This is a genomic window from Curtobacterium sp. B18, from assembly GCF_000333375.1.
GTDB lineage: Bacteria > Actinomycetota > Actinomycetes > Actinomycetales > Microbacteriaceae > Curtobacterium.
Genome location: NZ_BACZ01000033.1, coordinates 1 through 5,579, shown reverse-complemented (window position 1 = coordinate 5,579; position 5,579 = coordinate 1). Strand labels below are relative to the sequence as shown.

Below are 5,579 nucleotides of genomic sequence, written 5' to 3'. Positions count from 1 at the left end.
CCACCGGGGACCGGTCGCGGTGACGACGACCCGCAGGGGCTCGTCGAGGACGTCGTCCGGGTCGAGGTCGTCCGGAGCGGGGGCCTCGCCGGCACCGGTCGCCCGGACGATCTCGACGTCGAGGATGCTGTCGGAGATGCCGTCGACGAACCCGCGGCCCCACTCCACGACCACGATCGAGGCGTCCCAGTCGAGGTCGAGGTCGTCGAGCTCGACCGGGTCGGACAGCCGGTACGCGTCGACGTGCACCAGGTCCGGGCCGGCGGTGGTCGGGTGGGTCCGGGCGAGGACGAACGTCGGGCTCGACACCTGCCCGCGGGCGCCGAGCGCCGCGCCGAGCCCCCGGGTCATGGTGGTCTTGCCGGCACCGAGCGGACCGGTCAGGACCACGAGGTCGCCGGCGCGGAGGACGGCCGCGAGTCGGGCGCCGAGTGCACCCATCTCCTCGGTGGTCCGGGCCGTGGTGTCGAGCAGCACGCGGGGCTCGGTCACCGTTCGCCCCGCAGGTACTCGGCGACGTGCCCCTCGACCCGGTGCCCCTCGTACACCCGGGGCACGCGCGTGCCGATCCGGCAGACGATCTCCTCACCGATGGTGCCGAGCGCCTCGCCCCACTCGAGGACCGTCATCTCGTCGTGCTCGCCCGTGCCGAACAGGACGACGGTGTCGCCGACCTGCACGTCGTCGTCGCCGACGTCGACGAGGAACTGGTCCATCGCGACGCGACCGGCGATCGGGTAGCGCGTGCCGCCGATGGCGACCTCGACACGCCCCTGCGCGAGCCTCGGGACGCCGTCGGCGTACCCGACGGGCACGAGGGCGAGGGTCGTCTCGGCGGTGGTCCGGTACGTGTAGTCGTACGAGACCCCGGTGTCGACGGGGACCCGCTTGGTCTTCGCCACCGAGGCGGTCAGCGTCATCACGGGCTCGAGCCCGAGGTCGGCCGCCGAGACACCGTCGGCCCCGGGGATGCCGAACAGGTTCGCACCCATCCGGACCATGTCCTTGCGGAACTCCTTGCGCTCGAGTCCGGCGAGCGAGGCGGCAACGTGCTCGGTCGGGATGTCGAGCCCGAGGTCCTCGGCCTGCTCGACCGCGGTGTCGAAGAGCGCGACGGCCGCGGCGTCCTCGTCGTCGGAGGACTCGGCGAGGTGCGTGTACGCGGCGACGACCTCGATGCGTCCGTCCCGCTGGGCGTCGCGGGCGAGGGTCACGAGTGCGGGCCAGTCGTCGGGCGTCGAGCCGTCGCGGTGCAGGCCGGAGTCGAACCCGAGGTGCACCCGGGCCGGTCGGTGGTCGACGGCGTCGATCACGCGCTGCAGCTCGGGGACGTTCGAGACGCCGAGGTCCACCGCCGAGTCGATCGCGTCGCGGAAGTCCAGCGCGGGGTCGTGCTGCCACGTGAAGAGGTGCACGTCCTCGCCGACGCCGATCGACCGCAGGCGCAGGGCCGCCGGGACGGTGAGCACGCCGATCCACCGGATGCCGGCGTCCACCGCGGCGAGCGCGATCGGCTCGAGGCCGTGCCCGTAGGCGTCGGCCTTCATGATCGCCATGAGCTCGACGGGGTCCATCCACTCGCGGACGAGGTCGAGGTTGGCGCGGTAGGCGTCGAGGTCGATCTCGGCCCGGCGCAGCGGCGCGTTCACGACGTCCTCCGTTCGACGCTGCGGCCGACCCGGGCGACCACCTCGTAGTTGATCGTGCCGGCTGCCTCGGCCCAGTCCTCGACCGCCGGGTCGCCGTTCGCCGGGTCGCCCCAGAGCACGGCCTCGTCACCGACGCGGACGTCGGCGTCGCCGATGTCGACGTGCATGGCGTTCATCGCCACGCGACCGACCACCGGGAACGTCCGGTCGCCGATCCGCACCGAGACGTGGTTGCCGAACGCGCGGTCGAAACCGTCGGCGTACCCGAGGCCGATCACCGCGAGCCGCGTGTCGGTCGTCGCACGCCAGGTGTACCCGTAGCTGACGCCTTCGCCCGCGCGCACCGGCACCGTCCGGAGCACCGCGGCGGTCACGCGCATCGCGGGACGCAGCCCGAGGTCGGCCGAGGTGCGGTCCGGGAACGGGCTGAGTCCGTACAGCGCGAGGCCCACCCGTGCGACGTCGTGCCGGGTCTCCGCGACGGCGATGCTCGCGGCGCTGGCGGCGAGGTGCACCATGTCGGGCACGATGCCGTTCGCGGCGAGTCCGTCGAGCGCCCGCTGGAGCGCCGCGTCCTGGTCGAGGTCGTCCGCGCGTGAGGCGTTCGACAGGTGCGACATCAGGCCCTCGACCCGCGTGCGCGAACCGCTGCGGGCCAGGCGCCCGGCCGTCTCGAAGAGCTCGGGCCACTCGGACTCGACCGCGCCGTTTCGACTCAGACCGGTGTCGACGCACACGTGCACCGCGGGGACCTCGGAGTCCGCAGCCGCAGCGAGCTGCGAGACGCTCGAGACGGCCGGCGTGATGCCGTACCGGGCGGCGCGCCGGAAGTCCTCGTCGGGGGCGTGCAGCCAGGCGAGGATCCGGACGCCCTCGTCGATGCCCGCGTGCCGGAGGGCGATCCCCTCGTCGATGTCGGCGACGCCGAGCCACTCCGCGCCGGCGTCCACGAACGCCCGCGCGGACTCCGCTGCGCCGTGGCCGTAGCCGTTGGCCTTGACGACGGCGATGACGCCGGACGGTGCCACCTGTTCGGCGACGCGACCGTAGTTGGCGATCAGCGCCTCCCGGTCGACCGTGATCCCGGTGAACGCGCTCACGCGGACTCCCCTGTTCCTTCGAGGACCACGAACGCCGTCGCGATCCCACCGTCGTGCGAGAGCGAGAGGTGGACCGACCCGACCCCGCGCCGGTCCGCGACCCGCTGTGCGTCCTGGTGCAGCGTCAGCGACGGGTTCCGCTGGTCGTCGGAGACGACCTCGAGGTCCTGCCAGCTCAGCCCCGCACTCGACCCGAACGCCTTGATCACGGCTTCCTTCGCCGCGAACCGGGCCGCCAGCGACGCGATCGGCCGTGGTTCCCCGTCGCGCACGAGCTCCGACGGGGTGAAGAGCCGCGTGCGCATCGCGGGCGTGCGGTCGAGCACCCGCTCGAACCGTTCCAGGTCGACCACGTCGACCCCGATGCCGATGATCATGGCGCGACTACTCGACGGTGACCGACTTCGCCAGGTTGCGGGGCTGGTCGACGTCGAGTCCCTTGGCCGCGGCGAGCTCCATGCCGAACATGTGCAGCGGCGCGACGGCGAGCAGCGGCTCGAACAGCGGCGTCGCGAGCGGGATCCGCAGGACCTCGTCAGCGAAGGGCAGCACGGCGGCGTCGCCCTCTTCGGCGATCGCGATCACCCGGGCGCCGCGAGCGCGGATCTCCTGGATGTTCGAGACGACCTTCGGGTGCAGCGATCGCGGGTCGCGCGGCGACGGCACGATGACGAAGACGATCTGGCCCGGCTCGATGAGGGCGATCGGGCCGTGCTTCAGCTCGCCGGCGGCGAAGCCCTCGGCGTGGATGTACGCGAGCTCCTTGAGCTTCAGCGCACCCTCGAGCGCGATCGGGTACCCGACGTGGCGCCCGAGGAAGAGGACGCTGCGGGTGTCGGCCATCCAGCGGGCGAGGTCCTTGATGCCGGACGCGTCGTCGATGGTCTGCTGCAGCTTCGGGGCGAGCCCCTCGAGCTCGGCGACCTGCTCGGCGATCTGCTCGGCCGTCAGGGTGCCGCGCAGCGTGGCGAGGTGCAGCCCGAGCAGGTACAGCGCGACGCCCTGGGCGATGAACGCCTTCGTCGACGCGACGGCGACCTCGGGACCGGCGTGCGTGTAGATCACGGCGTCGGACTCGCGCGGGATGGTCGCGCCCTGGGTGTTGCAGATCGACAGGACCTGGGCGCCCTGCTCACGCGCGTACTTGACGGCCATGAGCGTGTCCATGGTCTCGCCGGACTGGCTGATCGAGACGACCAGGGTGCGGTCGTCGAGCACCGGGTCGCGGTAGCGGAACTCGTGCGCGAGCTCGACCTCGACCGGGACGCGGGCCCACTGCTCGATCGCGTACTTGCCGAGGATGCCGGCGTAGGCCGCGGTCCCGCAGGCGATGACGATGACCCGGTCGACCTGCGCGAGGCGGTCGGCGATCGGGTCGAGGTCGGTCAGCGTCACGGCACCGTCGTGCACCCGGCCGAGGATCGTCTTCGCGACGGCTTCGGGCTCCTCGCTGATCTCCTTCGCCATGAACGAGGTCCAGCCGCCCTTGTCGGCCGCCGAGGCGTCCCAGTTCACCTCGAACTCGCTCGGCGTCGCCGGGGTGCCGTCGAAGTGGATGACGTCGACGCAGTCGGGACGGATCGTGGCGATCTCGTCCTGCCCGATCGCGAGGGCGCGCTGCGTGTAGGCGACGAACGCCGCGACGTCGGAGCCCATGAAGTTCTCGCCGTCGCCGAGACCGACCACGAGCGGGGAGTTCCGCCGGGCGCCGACGACGACACCGGGCTGGTCGGCGTGCACGACGAGGAGCGTGAAGGCGCCCTCGAGCCGCTGCACGGCCTGCTGCATGGCGGTGGTCAGGTCGCCGGTCTCACGGAAGGAGCGGGCGACGAGGTGCGCCGCGACCTCGGAGTCGGTCTCGCTGAGGAACGTGACGCCCTCGGCCTGGAGCTCGGCGCGGAGCTCGGAGAAGTTCTCGATGATGCCGTTGTGGATGAGGGCGAGCTTGCCGCCGTCGGCCAGGTGCGGGTGCGCGTTGCCGTCGGTCGGGCCACCGTGCGTCGCCCAGCGGGTGTGGCCGATGCCGGTCCCGCCGTCCGCGATCGGGTGCGACGCGAGCTCGTCCACGAGGGCCTGGAGCTTGCCCGCCTTCTTCGCGGACGCGAGCTCGTGCGACCCGTCCACGACGGCGATGCCCGCCGAGTCGTAGCCGCGGTACTCGAGCCGACGGAGACCACCGAGGAGGACGTCCTGGCTGCTGTTGCTGCCGACGTAGCCGACGATTCCACACATGGGGACGATCCTACGGTCTGCCTGAGCGACGACCCTGCGAAGGAGCAGGGCTGGGGATAACGTTTGGGACATGGGACGCTTCGACGACATCGCGATCACGACTCTCCACGGCGAGGACACCACGTTCGGTGCCTTCGCGGACAAGGCGGTGCTGGTCGTGAACGTCGCGTCCCGGTGCGGTCTCGCGCCGCAGTACGAGCAGCTCGAGGCACTCCAGAAGGAGTACGGTCCCCGCGGCTTCACCGTCCTCGGCTTCCCGAGCAACCAGTTCCTGCAGGAGCTCGGCACGTCCGAGGCCATCGACGAGTACTGCTCCACCACGTGGGGCGTCACCTTCCCGATGTCCGAGAAGGTCAAGGTGAACGGCAAGAACGCCCACCCGCTCTACCAGGCCCTCAAGGAGACCCCGGACGCCGACGGCAAGGCGGGCCGGGTGTCGTGGAACTTCGAGAAGTTCCTGGTGGCCCCGGACGGCACCGTCACGCGCTTCCGTCCCACCACGAAGCCGGATGCCCCCGAGGTCGTCGCCGCCATCGAGGCGGCCCTCCCCGCCTGACGGGTCGCGTCCCACGGACGCGCACCGGACGTCGGACGGGAG

General features: G+C 71.9%; 6 protein-coding genes. 1 reads left to right on the top strand and 5 read right to left on the bottom strand.

The window, feature by feature from the left end; genetic code table 11:
- From tsaE to glmS, 5 genes are all read right to left on the bottom strand, one after another.
- On the bottom strand, positions 1–441 hold a 441-nt coding region (tsaE, locus tag I5E_RS00925), incomplete at its 3' end, for a tRNA (adenosine(37)-N6)-threonylcarbamoyltransferase complex ATPase subunit type 1 TsaE (protein ID WP_031260914.1).
- Between the two features lie 47 nt (positions 442–488).
- Positions 489–1,649 carry an alanine racemase gene (gene alr, locus I5E_RS00920; protein ID WP_031260913.1) on the bottom strand — a complete coding sequence of 387 codons (1,161 nt, stop codon included), beginning with the start codon at positions 1,647–1,649 and terminating at the stop codon, positions 489–491.
- Complete coding sequence (gene alr, locus I5E_RS00915) at positions 1,646–2,749, bottom strand: alanine racemase (protein ID WP_022905347.1); 1,104 nt, start codon at positions 2,747–2,749, stop codon at positions 1,646–1,648. Before alr (I5E_RS00915) ends, alr (I5E_RS00920) begins: the two co-directional genes overlap by 4 nt.
- Positions 2,746–3,126, bottom strand: a complete 381-nt coding sequence (locus I5E_RS00910; RefSeq protein WP_022905346.1) for a holo-ACP synthase — start codon at positions 3,124–3,126, stop codon at positions 2,746–2,748. Before I5E_RS00910 ends, alr (I5E_RS00915) begins: the two co-directional genes overlap by 4 nt.
- A 7-nt stretch (positions 3,127–3,133) precedes the next feature.
- Positions 3,134–4,981, bottom strand: a complete 1,848-nt coding sequence (gene glmS / locus I5E_RS00905) for a glutamine--fructose-6-phosphate transaminase (isomerizing) (protein ID WP_022905345.1) — start codon at positions 4,979–4,981, stop codon at positions 3,134–3,136.
- A 70-nt stretch (positions 4,982–5,051) separates the two neighbouring features.
- Here glmS and I5E_RS00900 point away from each other — a divergent pair, with 70 nt between their 5' ends.
- Positions 5,052–5,537, top strand: coding sequence for a glutathione peroxidase (locus I5E_RS00900; RefSeq protein ID WP_022905344.1), 486 nt, complete (start codon positions 5,052–5,054; stop codon positions 5,535–5,537).
- Positions 5,538–5,579 lie beyond the last annotated feature (42 nt).

Coding starts and splice junctions, on each gene's coding strand:
- I5E_RS00900 (WP_022905344.1), top strand. CDS start 5,052: ATGGGACGCTTCGACGACATCGCGATCACGACTCTCCACGGCGAGGAC.
- I5E_RS00910 (WP_022905346.1), bottom strand. CDS start 3,126: ATGATCATCGGCATCGGGGTCGACGTGGTCGACCTGGAACGGTTCGAG.
- glmS (WP_022905345.1), bottom strand. CDS start 4,981: ATGTGTGGAATCGTCGGCTACGTCGGCAGCAACAGCAGCCAGGACGTC.